Here is an 18,650-nt window from a genome sequence, read left to right on the forward strand (position 1 = left end):
CTCAATGTTGTTCAGCAAATTGATCAAGCACCCATCGTAGTTCGCGCAAGATGGAATCGGCTATAGGCAACTGCAGGTGTTCCGGTAAAACACCCCAGGTATAGGTTTCCACTTCGAGATGGCTGGTCAACCGGTTATCGTTATGGATATCCAGCAGTTGTATGATGTCTGACTGCGTTGACTGCAACTTACCTAAATCCGCTAAAAATATGGGCACATGGAAATGCGAGCGCCACTCCGTCACCTGTTCATCAAAAAGGGCGGATTGCGCATCTGGCAAATCCTTGAAGCGAATAAGCTGTCCGTTTTGCCATTTTGCAATGACCTGATGCAAATAAGTGGGTTCATCAAACGCCATAAATGCATCGCCGATTGCTTGTCTGGCTGCGGTGTCGGTCGGCATTGCAGCCTTGATGGCTGCGCTGATCTGAAATTTCCCGATTTGTATACCATGCCTGGTCAATGTTTCGACCACGTCCTGGTGTTGCTCGTAGCCCAATGCAAAATGACAGACATCATAGCAAAGCCGGATATGGTGCTTGATCGCCTGCTCCGCTTCGGCCGGTGTGAATCCAGGCTCTTTCGATAGTATCGCTACTCCCTCCGGCACCAGTTCCTCCTCATACCAGGTGACAAATTCCTCACCGCTTTCCAGCACGCCATCCGGCTCGGGTTCAATATCGAGGTGCAAGGTCTTTCCCTGCTCTTGTTGTATTCTGATGAGATGCTGAACCACATCTACCACCTGTTGCGTAGCCCGCTTGCGCATGGCTGTCCACGTATGCTCGGCATCGTTATACCAATGCCTGTAGGCCAGGGGCGAGGTGGATATACCGCCCTCCAACCCATCGGGAACCAATTGGGCAAGGATATCAAACATCCGTTTGGTATACTGGAGCCGATCAGCAGTTGTCCAGTCCGGCGTATGCACATGTGCTTTCACCACGTGGTCATGGAAAGCCCCGAAAGGGAACCCATTCATCGTAAACACATAGGCATCCTTGTCGGCAAGCCAGTCCTTGAATACAGCCAGCTCCTTATCATCCATCAAAGCTTTGCTTGCCAAATCGGAGAGGCGCAGCCCGATTCCCATCGGACGCTGCGGTGAGACCGCATTTTTTATCGTTGGGAAATGGGTCTTCAACAACCTAAAGTGGTCATCCCATTTTTCCCCGCCGTGGATATTGGTGCAATATGTGAGGTGTCCGTGTGTGGTAAACATGTCAGCTGTGAATTGCTACCCGGTGCTGCAGGGCCGTGGCGGCCTGCAGGATCAGTTCGTTGTCCAATGCATTTACTTCAATCCCCTTGCCAATCACTTCAAGCAACATGATGGTCAGCCGACCACCCAGATGCTCCCTGAATTCCTCCAGACCGGCAAGCAGGGGATGCTGCTGATCGTTGCCGGATTCCAAAAGTGGATGGAAGACGGGCAAGCCTAGTGCCTGCAATACGTCTATGATGCGCTCGGCATCTGCTTGTGGCAGCAAACCAGCCAACGACGAATACACGCTATCCAAGGCAATGCCGATGGCAACGGCCTCGCCGTGTATGACTTCAAAGGCCGAAAGCTGCTCCAGTTTATGTGCGCTCCAATGGCCAAAATCCAAAGGCCTGGACGACCCGAATTCAAATGGATCCGCACCTGCGATGTGTTGCAAATGCAGCTCGGCACACCGATAAATCAGGTATTCCATCGCCACCATATCGCGGTTATGGAGCTGGAACGTATGCCCTGCTATCCATTCAAAGAAATCAGCATCTTTAATCAGGGCCACCTTTATAGCCTCCGATATCCCGGCCAGCCATTGGCGATGCGATAAGCTCTGCAAGAAGGAGCGATCATTGAATACGGCAACCGGTGGGCTGAACGTTCCGATGAAGTTTTTCTTCCCCTGGTAGTTGATACCGTTTTTTACACCCATGCCAGAGTCGTTTTGGGAGAGGACGGTAGTCGGCACTCGGATGTGCCTGATACCCCTGTGCGCAATCGTGGTGGCGTAGCCCACGGCATCCAGTACGGCCCCACCCCCAATGGCCATTATGTAGGAGTGGCGGTCGATGCCATGCCGATCCACGGCATCCACGATACGATCTACCACGGCATGGTCATTTTTCGCGGCTTCACCCCCCGGCACCACCATCACCTCATCGATGAGTGAAACACACGGAAATCCCCTGAAATACGCGGTTATCCGTTCTATCAGCTCATCGTGGTGCGCCGCTACACCCTCGTCGATTACAACCAATAACTTGGGCGCCGCATCGATGGCCTGGTTATCAAAAAATTGCGCCAGTAGTCGGTTATCCACGGCAAACAAATCCGCTGTAAAGTGTACGTCGTATTGGTATGTAACTGTAAATGATTGCCTAATCGATGTCTTGATCATGTAAAAAGAATTGTTAAGTAACCGAAAACATTTTTGACAGCCAAATGGATATTGGAAAAAGTGACAATACCACAACCGTCAGCCCTGTCAAGCCGGCTGCGGCCACCCAAACCGCGTTCATAAAAATTAATGCCAACACCCCATATTTCACGGATTTACGAATATCTCCGGCAGCTTGTGTTTTAATGGCTTTAAGTAAGGGCGTATAAATCATTGCCGCGAACACTATCAAAATCGCCATACCTAGCCATCCCCCACCTTTCAGCACGCCGAAATAGGTGACAAATCCAATTACAATCGCATATAATAGTGCCGAAAATAAAAGTGGGATTTTTTTCCCACCGTGTACCTCACCCCTACTGATCGTAGTAATAGCAGCGATATATATAATCGGGATGAATGACAACATCCAAACTTGTGGTAACGCGGCGACGAATATGCTCATCCCCAGCATTAAATTCAACCCCCTGCATAACCCCATAACGATAGGGCCGGCCACGAAATGATGTTTCGCCCATTTATCGTACAACAGGCACATCAACGTAATGGAAATGGCTATGGCACAAGAAATAGCGGTTAAAAACCCAGCGGCCAGCACACCGACTGCAAACAGCAATGAACCAAAAACCATGGCATGCTTTAGAGGCACTTTTCCACTGGGTATCGGGCGTTCAGGCCGCTCTTTGGCGTCCAGCTTCGCATCGAAAACATCATTGAAAACAACGCCTCCACCATACAATCCGATGGTGGATACCGACAATATCGCAAGGGAAAATACCGACAGGTCCAAACCTTCTCCTTCCAAATAAATGGTCGAAATTGCGGCTCCTGCCAAGACATCCGACACGGCCGTGACAACGTTTGCCGGACGCATCAATTGTAAATATGCTTTCCACATGCGCCTCATTCGCTGGCCTTAAGAGATAACGATGGAATCGGCATCCCTGCGGGGCTGCTGTCCTCCCCTTAAAATAGAGTTGCCTTCAAACTTCTTGCCCTGATCAATACGGTCCTTTGCATTCAACATGGCTTCGTCCAGCTGCCCGCTTTGGGAAAATGCCGCCACTGCATTTTTATAGCATACCATTTCAATAGCTTCCCTGGCTATCCCGCTCTTGACCATCAGTGCGGCAGTCTTCGGTACGGCCAACGGGTCGCTGATGCCCCAATCGGCCGCAGAATTAACCATGATCCGCTCGGGGCCATATTCCTTAACGATTTGTACCATGCGCTCATTGCCCATTTTGGTAAATGGGTAGATGGTAAACGCTGCCCAAAAGCCTTTGTCCAGCACTTCCCTGACCGTCTCTTCCGTATTATGGTCGATGATAACCATCGCCGGGTCCAATCCATGCTCAATGGCAATATCCATACTTCTGGAAGTTCCTTTGGTTTTATCCCGATGTGGGGTATGTACCTGAACCGGAAGTCCCGCTTCTTTCGCAAGTTCCAACTGTAGCCTATAATACTTTTCTTCCGCAGGGGTTTGATCGTCAAATCCAATCTCTCCAACGCCAACAACGCCTTCTTTGTAAACGAAGAAAGGAAGCAGTTCCATCACCTCTTCGGCCAATGCTTCATTATTCGCCTCCCTGGAATTCAGCCCAATGGTACAGAAGTGTTTTATCCCAAATTGAGAGGCCCTAAAGCGTTCCCAGCCAATCAGGCTGCTATAATAGTCCCTAAATGTATCGATGCCTGTACGTGGTTGGCCAACCCAAAATGCCGGTTCGATGACCGCAACCACACCAGCATCAGCCATGGCCTGATAATCATCAGTTGTCCTAGAAACCATATGGATGTGGGGATCGAAAAAACGCAATCCTTTGACCAAATCCAACTCTAATGCGACACGCTGTCCCATCAACGCCCCGTCACGATCATTATAATTACACATAAATCTAACTTATGAAGTTTGTTCCATTAGCCGGTATGCCCTTGCATCCATAAACGGGGCAACCAATATCCACAACATGGGGTTTATGCTCCTTTTGGCTGCATGAAGCTCATATGCATAATCCACCAAAGCTTGGGCCAGTTTTTCATTATTCCGCTGTTTCAAACCTACTATGTTATGGATGTCTTCATCCGTAAAGAAGGCTTTCAACACCAGTTGGTTCCATGCCCCTTCGTCTAAGAATTGACTCGGATAATGGTTATGGATCATGATGGCATGCCTGACAGCCCCGATATTGCTTCTTATGCCTTCCACACACCGCAAACGCCATGCCGCTGGATAGTGATATATCGGCAAGGCTGCATAGAGCGCCACAAGTTCCTCCATTTCACCATATTTAAACAGCTGCTCAATCAACCGCACATATCCAGCTTGATCCCTTGCGGGGATATGCATCAGCACCCAAACTCGTATCAACCTCACCAGGGTCCAATCTTTCACCAGCAATGGCAGCTGATTACGCCCGATGTTTTCTTCTTCCGCGAAGGAAATATATAAATCTTTATCGATGGATCTGATGTTTCTCGGAATCGTGGTAAATATCCTAGCCACCAGCTGCGGTTGGGGATCGGCGATATCATTCAGGTTATTAAGCAACCATTTCCATTCCGTACCATTAATATGCTGCTCAATCCGGTTGGCTATCAATCCGAAATGCTCACTATGCGCTATAGAAAGAGTATCTTTCAAGTGGTTATCGCTATCATTCATGGTCTTTCAACCACTAAGGGGTTTCAACTGTATGTTTCTGGAGGGTATTTTCATCGGTGTACCAAGGCACACCTGAAATCCTATCAAGCCTTCAAACTTAGATAAATTCGCTTTTATATGCAATAAAATCGCATTTTATATAAAAGTGAAGTTATTCGTTATTGTCTATTCTCATAGGTACTCATGAATGCTACGCAGTTATTGGCCTCTCCTCTGCCGCTAAAAGACAGCTTTTATAGAGGAAATTTACAATTTTTCTCGTCACCGTCAACCACTTCACTTCATTGTATGATGTTTACAGTTACTTCAGCAGCCAATTGTTCGGCCAAATTCACGATGTATTGTTCAAAACCCTCAGCTTCCAAGAAGGCTTGGTCTGCTAATTCCCATCCAGCCACGGAATAGTATGCTACTGGTTTTCCATCGGATATATCCAATTGAGCCATATAGCTATTCGTTAAGGGTCCCTGGCTAGGGGCTTCTATATAACCCTGGTACAATGCTTTGGGCACAATAAGCCCCAGGCCAAGACGCCATTCTTTTTCGTAAGTCTGCCAATCATGCGTATACAATACAACCCACTCGTCGGCAACGGTGATTTCTTTCGGCTTTTCCGCTGTATGGATATTCACCAATCCTACCAGTAACGTTTCATCACCTTGCAATTCCTCAATGGATACCGAGTTTTTATACGCGTACATGCCTGGCCAGATGGATACCTGCTCACGCACATGATACATACGCTCGCTTGCTGCCCAATTTTCATATTTAAAATCCATTGAAGAACGTAAAGGGCCATCAGCTGTAATGTGAAATATCGTACGCTCGACATTGTTGACCGAGTCATTTACGGTAACCCCTAAACGGCAAAACTCATCCCCTATTTTCAACGCCACTCCTCCAAGGCCTACCGAATTGCCTACAGCAAGGATGTCTCTCCCCCAATCCGCCATCACATGATAATTGTCTTCCACAGCTCTGGATGAAGTAAGCCCGACATTCGAGGGGCTCAGATAAGCCACCTTTTTACCAAAGACATCCTTTGCATTGCGACCATCAAGATAATGCCTGAATCCGACCTTGTCGTTTTCCCAGGAAGGGCCATCGGTCTGATAAGGTTGATATCCGATACTCAGGGGCAATTGATCTGCATATAATGTATCGCCGAGCTTTGGCTCCACGGGAGACGTCCCCGAATCTCTTTTGCCGAAACGGACTGATGTCCGCTTTTCGTACGCCATGGAATCGTCGGTATGTTTCAGCGTTACCGTTATTTCTCCTTGGGAAGGCATATCCACCAAAAAGAACAATTCATCCCATTCGCCATCACCGTTCATATCGTCCGTTTGGGAGGGGATGGTATCGCCTTGAGCATTCAATACTAATGGGAATCGACCATCGCCCTCATCTGTCGTTAAAGCTGTCCTTTTTACAGCGATTGCTTTACCCGATAAGTCGATATCAGCTGTATTTTTCAGCGTTATGGCAATTCCTTTATCACTCCGATTGCAGGAAAACAAGAGCATGGAGACCAGCGTAATCATTAACGTATTTTTCATCCGCGTGATTTGTAGCATGATTTGTATTTAAACTTCCATCAAAATTATACATTTTCAATGACGGTTTATAACCGATGGATCCCTTTTCTAAGGAGCACTACGTTTATACCCCAACACCACCGGTCCAATCAACCCAGATTCCAGTAACTCCCAATCATCTTTTATGGTGATGTTGGTTTGGGTATAGCGCTTTTCCACAGGCTGGCCACGGTCGCCCACCAACCGGTTCCGCCAACTATTGACTACTTCCACCTCAAGTACATGATCGCCCTCCACCAGTTCGTCCACCACCACCCGGTAGGGAGGTGTCCACAATACGCCCAAGTCCTCGCCGTTCAGCCAGACACGGGCTATCCCTACGTCAACGACCTTACCTAAATCTATCCAAAGCTGTTTCGGCGTTTTTCCATCATAATGGAACGATTTCAGATACTTCGCCGTTCCCGAATAGTATCGAATACCCGGATCGGGATGGCCTGTCCAATCCATCAATTCCTGAAATTCCGCTTCGGAAGGCGCTCCCCATCGTTCATCAAAACGCACTTTCCAAGTACCATCCAAGGTATCCACGGGGATGAACGCCGCAATATTGGCGGATCCTTGACCTTGTTGATCCGTTGGGATATCCTGCCTGAACATTACAAACCACGATCCCATCGGATCGAAATGCACTGGAACCTTGGTAAGCCCACCCACCTGTTGGTACGCACGTGCAGGCTTAATTTCGCCGGATACTGGATTCCAAAACTCCGGCAATTTTCCGGTTATGCGGAAGGATACCACAGCATCACAAGCCTGCTTGTTTTGGCTGCTCAGGAAATAGTACGACTCCTCATCGTCATTGCGGACATGGTGTATGTAATCAAAATGGAGGGAGGTGTCCGAAAGCTGTTCGAAACGGCAATCCGGCTGTATGCCCCGCTCCAACAACAACTCACGTGCGGTATAACCCCAAGCTACGGAACCCACCCCCACTTTGCGCTTCCCTTTGGTAGTAGACGCTTCTCCCCAAAGTGCCGTTGCCATTCGTTTCACTTCATGTTCCGAATCGGGATGATGCATCAGGCTGACCGTTTTGAGGGGCTTCGGGCCAAGAATTGCCGCACCGGCATTCACCAGTTCGGTGACCTTCCGAAGCGCAGCTAAAGACAGTACCGCATGATCCGGAAGTACCAAAACCCGATATCGCATGCCATGTGGCAGGGTAAGCCATCCATCCACCATTTGAAGCGACATCAAACGATCCTCATTGATGAGGTCGTAATCAAAGTCAGGCAATGCGCCCGCCGGGTCGCTCGCTTTCAGCGTGCCGATGTTGGGCACATGATCGCCATAGTAATAAAGCACATCGGCCTGAAAACGACCGTGCTGCATCATATACTGAATCCTGGCCATGTAGTCAAAAAAAGCTCCAGCGTGCTCCCACCAGGTAATGTTAGGGTTGATATGCGTGCCCGCAAAATACTCCTGGCCCGGGATCCCCATCTCAGTGGGAGAGTTAGTAAACGTATGCAGGAAAGCCAGGTTCAGTCCGGCGCACACCTCGTGGTCAAAGCTGGGTTTCATATCCTCCCAGATCACGTCATCCCAGTGGTGCCCAATGGTGGTAAAACTCTCAGCCCCTACCAGCTTTTTATCGTAGATATGCGCTGCGCTGGAAGCCTGCTTCACAAAAAAGCGCTTTTCGGGAGTAGGTCGGTGTCCGGATGGCGACCAGAACTCACTCATCATCAACTCGCTGTATCCATAATTCATTAACCCGTCAAACGGCCCGGCATGCGGTCCGGCCGATTCAGGCTGAATACCCATTCCATATTCGGCTGCTTTCTCAGCGAAAACCCGGTAATGATTATCCGAGATACAGTCGCCGATGGTCTTGCGAAAATCTGCCAGGAAACGATTGCTCGTCTCCCGGTTGCCAATGATCTTTCCGGCAACGACCGGCAGGTAAGGGAACAGATCGTACCCCCTCTTGGCTCGGAACTCTTCCCGGAAATTTTCGGTCCAATTGACCCCGCCCAACTCCCAGCTGTCGGTCTGCAAGTAACGGACGGTCGTTCCCGCCAGGGTGTCGATGCTTTCCAGCAGAGGTAGCACATGGGTATCCCAATAACGCGTAAAATGCTTCCGGCTCATGTAATCCAGCACCAGGCCCTGCCATTTGCCGCTGGAAGTGGATACGTGCGAGCCATTATTCGTATATCCGAAACGCATCACGACCCATTTTCCTTCCGGCACTTCCCAACGTAAAACGCCTTGTTCATCCATGTACGGTGTCAGGTCGATGATCTCCGCGGCTCCGGCATGTATTTTCCCGTCTTCCGAGTTTGTATCATCAAGCAGGTACCGGGTATCCGAAGCCGAAAAGGCCGCCTCAACAAAAGCAGCCTTGACCTTTAGATCACTGACCGGTTTTATCCCTGCGGTATCCCGGTAAGGGAAAGCCAGCACGGCAAAATCCTGATAAAAACCGATTCGGTGAGGCGGTAAGGGCAGCTTGTGTTCATCATGCCGACCGCCCGACACAACGGTCTCTGACCAAGTCAGGTGCTTGGCCGACTCCTGCGGAGTCACATCCGGGCCGCCCAGGTTCCACCCGCTTTGGATACTCAGGCTCAGCACCAGACCCAGACGGTGGGCTTCTTTTACGGCATGCCGGTAAAGCTCCTGCCATTCGGGGCTACCGAACATCGGGCCCTCAGGCACCTGTGCATTCCCCCGCTGGTCGGCCCCGCCGGCATCAAAGATACAGGCCCCGCTGAATCCTTTGGCTTTCATCTCCTCCAGATCTCGGGTAATGGACACTTTGGTCACATTCCCGTTCAACCACCACCACCAGCAGCGGATGCCAAATTCAGGGATCGGTTCCCCAAACAACTCCTCCGACAGCCCAGCTCCCCGGGAATCCATGTCCGGATTTTGCTGACAAGCCGCCAGCAAACCCACCAGACTTATAAAAACAACTTTCAGGTAAGACATATTATCGATTCTCCCATCCGGGGTTTTGGTCCAATTTTACATCCTTATTCGTATCGATCACCGTTTGCGGAATAGGCCAAAGATTATAATTGAACGTCAGGGTAGCCTTTGTTTCAGGCCAATAAGCGTATTCGCGGATACGGTCTACCGCGATCGTGCCCCCCATACGAAGCAGGGTATTCCAGCGGCATTCTTCATAAACCAGTTCCCGCGCCCGTTCATCAAGGATCAAATTAAACGCATCGTCCACATCGGCTGCACTAACCAGGTAATCGCATTCCGCACGTTCCCGCAATAAATTGATATCTGCCGCAGCGCCGGCTTTATCGCCCATCCGTTGCTTAGCTTCTGCCCTGAGCAGGATGGTTTCAGGCAGGCGAATGATATAGTCATCGCGAAAAAGGTTGCTTCTATTCTGCCCCTCATCCAGCCCGGTGTACTTATCGGTTGCGATCTTGCAGGAAACCGGATAACAAAGGCTACGGTTATTCATATCGGTTGTGGCGTCTCCACTCCCGTTATACATCACCTCCCAGGGAACCGGCTTCAAATAGTAAGGCGAACTGGGTACATTTCCTTTGAATCTTCTGCGGAAAACAATATCTGAATTGCGTAGGTCATCAGCCCATTTACCCTCATAAATAATATCACGGGTATACATGGTAGGCATGATAGAAGAAATACCCCTTCCGCCCACGTCTTCCAGCGTGCCAACCATATGATCTTTGGCGGCATCGCGGAAAACAGGACCGAAGGAACGGGAATAAGTCAGTACTGATTTGCCGTCTTCTGCTTTAAAAGCGTCATAATCGACCTGTAAAGCCCAAATGCATTCCCTGTTGCCGTCCTGATAATTGACACTCCCTTCCTGGAACAAGTCCCAGTAATGATTGGGGGTCAGTCGCAAGGTATCTACTTTTTCGCTTTCCCTGAAAATGCCGTTATTATAGATATCGATCACGGCCTCCTGCTCCTCAGCGCGCCCGCCAAAGCGGGTGTTCATCAGGGAATATGTCCCCCCATCGATTACCTCGTTTGCATAACTGATAGATTTCAGGAACGCAGCCTGGGCATCCCCGCCTTCATCAGCAAGGTGAGTGCCCAAGGCCAGATACAGTTCACACAGGTTGTGCTGGGCCACCCCCCGTACCAGTCGCCCGCCCGCACCGGTTGTTTCAGGCAAGTCATCCAAGACCGCCTCCAGTTCGTCGATAGCAAACTGGTAGGTCTCCGTGCGGCTGGCCCGTTCATAATCGTAACGCGGCACAGTGGTGACTTCGGTGACAATCGGCACACCCCCGAAAAGTTCGCCCAAATTGCGGTAGGCAAAAGCGCGGAAAAACCTGGCCTGAGCCAAGACATGGGCCTTTTCTTCTGCCGAAGACCAGCTGATCTGCGGCAGATCCGCCGCATAGATAGCGAGGTTCGCACGGGAAATCACATAGTACCAGGTGGTATAGATCTCATAAAAAGCCTCCGTGTTGGTGTTGATTGTTCCGTAATCGCTAAAGGTCCCACCCCGCCTGATGCTAGCCACATCATACATATCGGTGCCTTTGCCGCGGAAAACACGGATCCAGTCATCGCCATCTGGAGCAGCCCATATATCCCGCATATGCGAATAGAGCGATACCAGTACCTGATCAACCTGGGCAGCCGTTGAAAATGCATTATCCACCGTGTAAAATGTGGGCGGCTCTTCGGTTAAAAAGTCCATATCCGATTTGCATCCTGCCATCATCAAAAAAACCAACAATAACCCGGTAATGTGTTTATTATGGAATAATCTGTTCATGATCAATCTATTTAAATCTAATTAGAAACTTGCATTCAGGCCTATCGCATAGGTGGAAAGCACTGGAAACGTATCGGATATGATGGTAGCGCCCGTTTCGGGATCTCCCCCATACCAATCGGTAAAGGTGCCGAGATTTTTGGCGGTTGCAAACAACTTCAGCGCTTGGAGCTTTGCCCGCCCCATCCAGGGTTGGCGGAAGGTATAGGAGAGCGTTACATCTTGAATCCTAACAAACCCGCGCGACTGCAGGGCAAGGTAGCGCCCATCCCCTGCAAAATAGGCTGAGGGGTATTCATTACTCGGGTTTTCCGGTGTCCAGTAAGGCTTTGAAGTCATGTTATCGTTAAACCTGCCTGTTCCCCCGGTCAAATAAGCGGTGGTATTGCTTTGCAAGAACCGGTTGTTCCCGCCAAAAGTACCGGTAAGCATCACGTACAAATCAAGATTTTTGTAGGTCACGCTATTGCTCAGGCTGAGCCTGAAATTTTCCATTCTGTACCCGAGAACCTGCCGGTCTGCTTCCGTGATGCCCGGTACCCCGTCGATGTCCCGGTATTTAGGAGCCCCGGCGGCGGCCCCCGTCAGTTCCATATATTCCGTATCGCTTTCCTGAACGATCCCATCCTGCACATAGCCATAAATGGCTTCAAGGGAGTGTCCAATAAACAACTCGTTTCCAATATCATCATCCTCCCTTCCATCGCCATCATGGTCTTCCCCATATAGTTTGACCAGTTTATTGTTGTTTTTCCAAAATGTCGCGGCGGTATTCCAGTTCCAGTTGGCGTTTCGGACATTGACCGAGCGCACCGTCAGGTCGATACCGGTATTATTCACCTGCCCCATGGACGTAACGACCGTCTTGAAACCGGTCATCACCGGGATGTTGCGTCTAAAAATCTGGTCGGTGGTTTTGGAGAAATAAGCATCCAAATCCACGAACAAGCGGTTATCCAGCCAGGCCGATTCAAAACCGGCATTCCAGGATTCGGTCTTTTCCCAACCGAGGTCAGCATCTCCCAACGTATTTTGGTACAGACCGTACCGGATAATCCCCGGTCCATCCGAAAACTCATACCTTACCCCACCGCTGGATGCGTTGGCCACCGTAGACAGCGTACCGTAAGGAGCGATCCCCTGATTGCCGTTTTGCCCAAAAGAGAATTTCAGTTTCAGATAGTCCAGCGGCTTCAGGTTTTGCATAAAAGGCTCGTTGGATATCGCCCAGGCCACCCCTGCGGCCGCAAAGTCGGCCCATTTGTTATTCACCCCGAATACCGAAGCGCCATCACGGCGGTAAGAACCCGTAAAATAATATTTATCATCGAAAGCATAGCTTACCCGGCCCAGGTAGCCAACATTGGTACGCTTTCGGCCATCCAGTTCTATCCGCTGGACAGTCGCCTTATCCAGACCCTGCATGCCCAGGATCGTGTTCCCGTTGGCCGCAAAGTCGGATCCCCTTGTAATAACCCTGGCTGTATCCACATAGTCCCTGGTTGCTACTAATGTGACATCCATGCTGTGTTTCTCAAACGTTTGCTTATAATTGAGAATATGATCGATTACATAACTACGGGCACGCTCATTACTGATATAGCCGTTGCTATTGGTGAGGAAACCCTGCACCACGGCGGGGTCATACCGTTCCAGTCCCTCGCCCTCCTGTACATAATATCCTTCATAGATAAAAACCCCGGATTCGTACCGATCGATATTGGTCATGTAATTTGCCCGGTAGCTCAGTCCCGCTACCCAGGGGATACGGACCAGGGCATGGGCATTCAGGCGGAGGCTATTGCGCAGATCCAGGTTATCCCGCAAACCATCGTCCACCCCCCATAATGGATTTGCGAGAGATTGCGTATAAGGATATTTTTCCAGGTTGCCCGCCTCATCGCGAAACATTACCCCATAAGGAGACATCCGCTGGGCCGCTTGGACATTCGCTGCGTTCCCTGAATAATCCCTCCGGCTATAGCCGGCATCCAGCCCTACCTCCAGCCAATCGGTAACCTGCGTATTCAGCTTACCCAGCAATGAAATCCGGTCGAAATCCTCTCCCACCATCACGCTTTTATTGTCATCGTACGAAGTGGAAACATAATAATTGATCCACTCTGACGAACCCGAAACCGCGGCCTGGTAGTTTTGCATCACCCCGGTACGGCTTACCTCATCCAGCCAAACCGTTTCGCGGCCGGCCTCCATATTGGCCAGTTCGCCGGGTTTCAACCAATTGGTGGAGCCCTCGGTGTATTGGTTGCGGGCATTAACGGCCTCAACCCACTCCTGGCCCTTCATCATCACCGGCTGGTTTTGCCATCTTTGGAAGCCGGTGGACGTATTGAAAGCAATGAGCGGTTTGCCGAACCGGCCCTTTTTGGTAGTAATGGCAATCACGCCATTAGCCGATCTGGAACCGTAGGCAGCCGCAGAAGTGGCATCTTTCAGCACATCGATGCTGGCAATGTCGTTCGGGTTGATATCGCTGATGCTTCCCAGGAAAATAACCCCGTCCAGCACAATCAGCGGATTGTTGTCGCCATGGACGGAGTTCTGGCCACGGACCTGCATGTCCGGCTCGCCCCCAGCCCTATTGGTAGCGCCGATATTTAGGCCTGGTATGCTCCCCTTCAGTGCCTCCAGGACATTTAAATTGGGCATAAGCGCCACAGGCGAATCCTCCAATTTCAGGGAGCTCACCGCCCCCGTTAAGTCCTTCCTCGTGGTCGTGCCATAGCCGATTACCACCACCTCATCCAAATCAGCCGATTCGGGCACCAATACCACGCTGAGATTCCGTTGGCCTGTTAACGTAATTTCCTGGGCCATAAAACCCAGGGCACTGAATACCAACACCTCACTCACATCGGCCTGGATTTGGAATTGCCCGGTAGCGTTGGTGGCCGTGCCCCGGGAGGTGCCGCGCACCAATACCGATACGCCTTCCAACGGATTGCCCAGTGAATCGCGTACGGTACCTGTAAACGTTTCCTGCGCCGGTGCAATCGCATGCGATCTACTTTTCTGTTTAATCACAACGGTCTTATCTTCATTGAAGATAAACTCCAGCGATTGGTCTGCAAAGCACTGTTCCAATACTTCTTTAAACGGCGCATTGCTCACGCGCATCGTCACGCGTGGCACCTTGCGCAATAGTCTGGCATCGTAAATAAAATCATACCCACTTTCCTGCGATAGTTGGTACAGTACCTGCTCGATGGACGCATTTTTTACATGAAGGCTCACCTCCTGCCCGTGCCCTGCTACGGCCAATTGCATGAATGCGATCGTCAGCAACAAGAGTGTTTTCATAATCACTAAATGAGGAAATGATCGAACGATTGGTTTTCCGCATCGAATTGCGATAAATTTTCTATACATTTGAATTTGGGTTTAATTACTAATTGGCATATATACTCCGCTGGTTGGTTGCCCAGTATTGCCTCCATAAAAGGCGATAACCGGGTGCGGGCCAACGCCCCGGTTATTTTGTTGGCAACCCAAACTGCTGTCTCGTTAGTTCTCCATGACGATGATCCTCCTTCCTTCAATGTGAAACGTAATCAATCCGGTATCTTTCAGATTTTCCAGCAACTGGACGATGCTCTTAGACCGTTTGAAAATGCCCCCGAAACGCTTGTCCGACAAATCCCCCCGGTATTCCACCTCTACGTCATACCATCTCGCTACCCGCTCCATAATGCTTTCGATAGCTTCGTCGTTGAATAGGAAATACCCGTTATGCCAAGCCAGTTCGACATCCAAGTCGACCCTGCCTACCGTGAAGTTCCCACCACGCCTGGTAAACACAGCGACTTCTCCCGGTTTCAGCAATGCGGACGCCCCTGAGGTATTTGACACCCGGACACTCCCATCCACCAAAGCCGTTCTGACGTCGTTACCGGGATACGCCTTGACATTAAAAACCGTACCCAATACCTCTACTACCTGCCCGTTGCCCACCACTTTAAAGGGTACATCCTTCACGGTCGGCTTCGTGTCGTTACCGGACTGGCGGTTCACCTCGAAATAGGCTTCTCCTTCCAATGCCACCACACGTTCATGTTTTTCAAATGGTACGGGATACTTCAGCACGCTTTCTGAGTTGAGGTGTACCTTGCTTCCATCCGGCAACACCAACTGACAATGGCCGCCCCTGGGGATCACGATGGTATGATGGGTTGTCGCTGTTGCCACATGCCCCATAGCTGGCTCATAACGGACTTGTCCATCCGTCAGCTTTTGGATGGACACCCCAGCCTCCTCGGCCATCAAACCGCTGCCCGCTTCATCCAGTACGAGCGTACGGCCATCGCCCAATGTAATCGTAGCACGGTCTTTTCCGGGTTTTATCCCGGCCTGCTCCACCGCTTCCGCCAACGTCAATTCGGGGCTATTTGCCGTCTCCTTTGATAGAAACAGGTAAACGGCCAGCGAGGCAACGATCATCACACTGGCAGCAGCAGCCCACCAACGCCATGCCACACCGGCGCGGATCTCCGATGACGGCGTTTCTTCCGGGTGATGCTGATTCATGATCCCTTGTAGCATTTCAACCCCTTGCTCCTGCGTAAAAATGGATCGCCCGGGACTGAAATGTTCCCACATTTCCCCCAGTAATTGTTCGGCATATGCTCTGTTTTGCGGATTGGCTAGCCGCGCGAATAACTCGTCGCGTTCATCAGGCGTGATGTTTTGATGTATCGCCCTATTTATCAATACCGCAATTCGTTCTTTTTCTATCCCTTTAGCCATTTATCCGTCATCCGTTTACATAAAGACGCAGAAACGGGGAAAAGTGGATATCAAAATAAAAAAATGAGAAAAATTAAAAAGAAGTGGCTAGTCAGAGTATAAAAAAAATCAACGTTGCCCATCGCACAAATTCCTTTATTGATTTTATCGCCAAATGCTGATACTTTTTCACCGATTCGATGGAAAGATTCATCCGTTGGGAAATTTCAGGGTTTTTCAGGCCCTGTTGCCGGAAGATGAATACCCGTTGCTGCTGAGGGGGTAGGTTCTGCAACGCCCGTTCCACCAGTTCATGCGGGTTTTGCGGTGTGTCTTCCTCCACCCGGTCTTCGATCCAGTCAGTCTCTCGCACATAGGTTTCGTATTTTTTCCGTTCGGCCACCTGTTTCCGGATGTGACTCAAGGTATGGTTTCGGCAAAGGATGAACAGGTACGCGTCAAAACTTCTGACGGAAGGTAGGGACTCCCGGTTGATCCATATTTTTTCAAAAACTTCCTGCACAATTTCAGCCGTGGCATCCAAGTCATGGATAATCAACTGCACAAACTCACCCAGCTGGTTGTAATAAGCATGGAACATTTCCGTGAAGGCCCGCTCATCGCCTCCGGCAATTTTTTCCAGCACTTCTTCTTCATTAGCTAACTTACGCAAAGTCATAATCTAGCATTTGAGCAAATAGTCGGCAAAAAGCAATACTAATGTCTTTCGTGTAAAGGGGCAACCTGTACTGTCCTGAAAGAAATAGTCTATCAACAGATCTTAATGGTTTCCATACTTATCAGTTTCCCCAATTTCTCGATTTTACTAGCAATGTGTCCAGTTCCCACCGCGCAATGGTGCGCAGGACCGTAGCTATTCCACCGTTCCACAAACTTCCGTGCCCCGATACTGAATCGGTAGCGGCTGTTGGTATTACCGATTTCCAGGATAGGGCCAGGTACAGATTCGGCCTCGGCCACCAAGAAAAACAGCTTCCCTTTACCATCTTCCACCACCGACAAGAGCGTGACCGGTCCATGTTTCACCGACATTTCCACAGACAATCCCTTACCCACCTTGCCGTGGTACACCTTTAGCGGTTTGACCTTGATCTTCCCTTCCGCGATCCGGAAATGTCCGGGCCCATCATGTCCCATCAATACCACATCGTCATTAAAGTCCATCGCGTAATATTCAGTAAAGGAGCCACCGGCATCGAAACTATCCATTATTTTCATCGCTTGAGCGTTTTTGATTTCATACTCACCGGCAACCGGAACGCCACGGGCCGTGAGCAACGTATTTCCCAAAATCACAGAACTTATGGTGTCCTCATTGGCATTGCCATTGTGCCCCTTATAGTAATACGCCAACGAACCGAGCCGATACCGCTCAACCAAACGATCCAACGCGATAGCCGTTTGTGCTGCCCGTTGGAGTTCTACTTGTGAACAATCCGAACTTACGTTGAAAACTTCGGTAAACTCCCGGATCCGCGCTTCAATTGCATTCGCCGAAACGTCCTCCCGTAATGCTGTCAACTCATCTACCTCAATGATTTCGATGTGTCCGCCGAACGTGATGAGTTGTTGGGTCAAATCAGTATAAATATCAAGCATCCCAGAATAGTATGTGCCCATCGCCCCCAAGCGGTTATGCGCCATAATGGCAGCTACACGGGCTGCTTCAATCCATTCGCCGATTTCCTGCCAACAGGCTTCGTCATCGTGTAACATACCTATTACCTCATGGAAGGGAATGCCTGCCCGCTTAAACACATTTGCGATTTCTGGTACGGGACAGGCAGTGCAATACTTGAGCCATTCCCCTGTCATCATGCGCCGGTCGGGCAATTCATTGAACAAGACATAATCGATTGCAGCCGCAGGCGATAAATTGAGGATAATCACCGGAACTTTAGCCCGTTGTACCACCGGCAGTACCGTAGACGACAAGGCGTAGGTCGTCACATACAAAAAGATGATGTCTACATCTTCCCGGCGAAAATGATGACCGGCCTCCATGGCCTTGAGGGGCGAATCAATCAATCCAAGACTCACCAATTCCACTCCGTCATATTCCCTGAAACGATTCTCCACCAGCGCTAGATACTGCTCCAAGGTCGATTTCAATCCTTGAAACTGTTCCCAATAAGCTTCGAGACCTATCCCAAATAGCCCTACCCTAAGCTGGTGTTTGCCTGACGGCTGTTTTTTCATCATATCGTAGCTTCTTCAAGATGTTAAAAGTATTTTTAATTGTATCGTAAACCCATGTAGAAATTGATACGGTGCATGTAGTTTTTGATCTATCCGTATTCATGCCGCGGTATCATGGATACCGTTTATTTGTTTTCCTAAAGATCCCCTGGTGTATAATCCACTTCGTGAGGCAGGCTTGCTCGGCATGTACTGCCACCCATTCTTCACGGCCGGTATACGTGTCTTCCCCAGCGGCCTGACAGGCACAAGATAGTAATGGCGTTTGCGATCATAAACGATTAGTGATGATTGAA

At 49.9% G+C, this 18,650-nt stretch carries 12 protein-coding genes; all 12 read right to left on the reverse strand.

The genetic code is table 11. From position 1 onward, the window contains the following. Position 1 precedes the first annotated feature (1 nt). On the reverse strand, positions 2-1,222 hold the full coding sequence (gene eboE, locus NF543_RS18685) for a metabolite traffic protein EboE (RefSeq protein ID WP_257669707.1): 1,221 nt from the start codon (positions 1,220-1,222) through the stop codon (positions 2-4). 1 nt (position 1,223) lies between these two features. Next, positions 1,224-2,390, reverse strand: coding sequence for a 3-dehydroquinate synthase (locus NF543_RS18690; RefSeq protein WP_257669708.1), 1,167 nt, complete (start codon positions 2,388-2,390; stop codon positions 1,224-1,226). 13 nt (positions 2,391-2,403) lie between these two features. Further along, positions 2,404-3,288 carry a UbiA-like protein EboC gene (gene eboC / locus NF543_RS18695; protein WP_257669709.1) on the reverse strand — a complete coding sequence of 295 codons (885 nt, stop codon included), beginning with the start codon at positions 3,286-3,288 and terminating at the stop codon, positions 2,404-2,406. 18 nt (positions 3,289-3,306) lie between these two features. After that, positions 3,307-4,287, reverse strand: coding sequence for a TatD family hydrolase (locus NF543_RS18700; RefSeq protein WP_257669710.1), 981 nt, complete (start codon positions 4,285-4,287; stop codon positions 3,307-3,309). 9 nt (positions 4,288-4,296) lie between these two features. Then, on the reverse strand, positions 4,297-5,058 hold the full coding sequence (locus NF543_RS18705; protein WP_257669711.1) for an EboA domain-containing protein: 762 nt from the start codon (positions 5,056-5,058) through the stop codon (positions 4,297-4,299). A gap of 281 nt (positions 5,059-5,339) precedes the next feature. Then, positions 5,340-6,635 (reverse strand): DUF4861 domain-containing protein, encoded by a 1,296-nt coding sequence (locus NF543_RS18710; protein WP_257669712.1) that lies wholly within the window; start codon positions 6,633-6,635, stop codon positions 5,340-5,342. A 69-nt stretch (positions 6,636-6,704) separates the two neighbouring features. Continuing rightward, positions 6,705-9,596, reverse strand: a complete 2,892-nt coding sequence (locus tag NF543_RS18715; protein ID WP_257669713.1) for a glycosyl hydrolase — start codon at positions 9,594-9,596, stop codon at positions 6,705-6,707. Between the two features lies 1 nt (position 9,597). Beyond that, positions 9,598-11,391 (reverse strand): RagB/SusD family nutrient uptake outer membrane protein, encoded by a 1,794-nt coding sequence (locus NF543_RS18720; protein WP_257669714.1) that lies wholly within the window; start codon positions 11,389-11,391, stop codon positions 9,598-9,600. Between the two features lie 21 nt (positions 11,392-11,412). Continuing rightward, the gene (locus NF543_RS18725; protein WP_257669715.1) at positions 11,413-14,712 is read right to left on the reverse strand and encodes a SusC/RagA family TonB-linked outer membrane protein; all 3,300 of its coding nucleotides are present in this window, start codon (positions 14,710-14,712) and stop codon (positions 11,413-11,415) included. Between the two features lie 204 nt (positions 14,713-14,916). Continuing rightward, a complete protein-coding gene (locus NF543_RS18730; protein ID WP_257669716.1) occupies positions 14,917-16,155 on the reverse strand; it encodes a FecR family protein in 1,239 nt (412 codons plus the stop codon). Between the two features lie 91 nt (positions 16,156-16,246). Continuing rightward, positions 16,247-16,813 (reverse strand): sigma-70 family RNA polymerase sigma factor, encoded by a 567-nt coding sequence (locus tag NF543_RS18735; protein ID WP_257669717.1) that lies wholly within the window; start codon positions 16,811-16,813, stop codon positions 16,247-16,249. Between the two features lie 92 nt (positions 16,814-16,905). Beyond that, a complete protein-coding gene (locus tag NF543_RS18740) occupies positions 16,906-18,357 on the reverse strand; it encodes an arabinose isomerase (protein WP_257669718.1) in 1,452 nt (483 codons plus the stop codon). Between the last annotated feature and the right edge of the window lie 293 nt (positions 18,358-18,650).

Origin of the sequence: Parapedobacter tibetensis (assembly GCF_024704835.1) — a bacterium.
GTDB classification, from domain to species: Bacteria; Bacteroidota; Bacteroidia; order Sphingobacteriales; family Sphingobacteriaceae; genus Parapedobacter; species Parapedobacter tibetensis.